General features: G+C 43.7%; 2 protein-coding genes. Both read left to right on the forward strand.

What is annotated here, in order from left to right:
- Window positions 1–620: 620 nt before the first annotated feature.
- Window positions 621–1,418 (forward strand): phosphotransferase family protein, encoded by a 798-nt coding sequence (locus tag G565_RS0120670; RefSeq protein ID WP_028672502.1) that lies wholly within the window; start codon window positions 621–623, stop codon window positions 1,416–1,418.
- Window positions 1,419–1,904: 486 nt separating this feature from the next.
- Window positions 1,905–2,321, forward strand: a 417-nt coding sequence (locus tag G565_RS25315) for a hypothetical protein (protein ID WP_037340830.1), incomplete at its 3' end; no start/stop codon positions are given.

Below are 2,321 nucleotides of genomic sequence, written 5' to 3' on the forward strand. Positions count from 1 at the left end.
TTCGATTTCCACAGAAAGACTCCCCGTAAATTCGGTATGATCAAGTCCTGATTATACTGGATTTCCACAGGAAACTACGAAGAGCCAGAAAAACAAATGTATAACCAAACGCATCAGTACATGCCCTGCGGGCACCCCTTATCAGCGCGCCGCTTATGGCTGGCGTTAACACACAAAGGTAACGATGGAACGATTACACACAAAAATAGTTTGGGTTCTGCTTCTTTTATGTTTGGCTTACTCTTTCGTACAAATCAGTCTGAATTTGCAGCAACAAGAAGTATCGGCCGCAACTGATAAAATTTGGGCTTTTCATTCGCCATTTTTGTAGCCATATGGGCTTTGAAAGAACCAAAACAGTCGGAATTTGAAGCTCCCTTTGAATTCGGTGCATATCTATACTTTGTTTGGCCGGTAGTCTTACCTTACTATTTAGTCAAAACACGCGGTACTGAGGGTTTGGTACTATTTTTAGGGTTTGTTGCCATTTACGCAGCTCCTTTCACCAGTGGTCTAATAGCTTATGCGTACTATAGCTAGTAAAGTGATAACAAGTGCAGGCATGCTACGCGCAAAAACAGCGCGCACATGCTGCAAGCGTTATGGTTCTAGTGTAGATAATGAATACAGTTGAATTGGCAAACATGGGTAAAGCTTCTGTCTCGACAATTTATTTCGAGGGAACAAAAGCCATCCGCAAAACTGGTGTTAGTCCAACAGAGATGTACTTCTACAAATCGGTGATGCATCAGTCACATGCTTCTCAAATATCAGCACCACACTTGCTGGCCACAGAGGGTGAAAGCACATTAGTTATCGAGTACCTCCCAACACTGCTTGACTCCGAAGAGTGGAGCTCAGCGCATATAGTTAGGGCCTTAGTAAAGTTGCATACTGCACCGATTTCAGTTGAAGACAGTCGACTTTTTGAGCTTGCCTGGTCAGATGAGTGCACTGAAAAGGCACTTAGCAAGCTAAATAGGGAAGCTAGAGCTCGTTCGAAGCAGTACTTTCAACACTTTTTTGAACACCGCGAGACTATATTTCAACCCATCGGTCCAATCTCTGGTGACTCTAACATCGGAAACTGGGGCAAACGTAATTCTGGAGAGTTTGTGCTTTTTGACTGGGAACGGTTCTGTCTTGGCTCTCCAGCAATTGACCTAGCTCCTCTACTTCCAGGTATGTCTAATCCCGTGCAGGTTAAAAAGTTTTGCAAGCGTTACCTAGCTGCGAACGAAACTTGTACAATTGCATTAGCCGATATGGTTCAGCAGACGCTAGTGGCAAAGGTTTGGATTGCTGTTGAAGTTATCAATATTTTGCACGATAACAAGAATCAACGAACAGATGAATATATGGCTTGGTTTAACCAAGTGTTGCCAGAGTGGCTGAAGCAAACCAGCAGGGCTCTATAACAATCAAGTGTAGTGGGCCGTCCAGCAAGTTGGCCGCCCCTAATCTGAAACGTTAAGTAGTATGTCTCAAATATGAGTGATATTAACCGAAAAATCAGGCTACATATCCTAAAGGAGAACTCCTTGGCAATATTTTTTGCCATTGTGGTGCTCGTGATTCTTGGCTTTTTACCTTTGGTCAATAAGAACTTCGGCGAAATCTATGAAATTTCAGGGGTTGTAGAGTCAATCACTGGAGTGCCTTCAGATGAAGGTGATAGGCTTTTTCTCATGGTTAGATTGGATGACGGCCAATTGGTTAGGTCATATATACGTCGATCTACATTTTATAAACAGGGAGAAACCGTTAGAATGGCAGTAATTAAGCCTAGGTTTTTCGGAAGCAATAGATATCGGTTTAAAGGTTATGTGGAATAGCTACCTAGCAAGAGTGGGCTTGGAACTCGTTCCTAGCATCAGCAATAAACGTTAAGTGACAAGGAAAGCATGAATAAGACCACCTTCAGACTTATTGTTGGGGCGAGCCTATTGCTACTGGTGCTCCAAATAGTTGCGGTAAGCTACCTTTCTCCAGATATGTCGCCGGAACTGATGAAAGTGCTACAAGATGCGTCCTTTCATGGGTTTTGGCCGATCAGCGCAGGAATAGCTCTAGCTTCCCTTGTCGGGCAGATTGGCCTGCTATTCTTCCAAACTTGGGCTCGCGCTCTTTTCACCTTAAGCGTCCTGCTGCTACTTCCTTTTAGCCTGCTGGATGGACCGGTGGTAACGACTGCCGTTGTAGCTACTCTTGATACTTTAATGGTGCTACTAGGGCCTGTTAACACTATTTTTGATAGAATTTCAGCATGGAAATTACAACCGATCAATTCAAAATCATCAGTCAGCTGCTACCAAAACAGC

This window comes from Saccharospirillum impatiens DSM 12546, assembly GCF_000423605.1.
Lineage (GTDB): Bacteria > Pseudomonadota > Gammaproteobacteria > Pseudomonadales > Natronospirillaceae > Saccharospirillum > Saccharospirillum impatiens.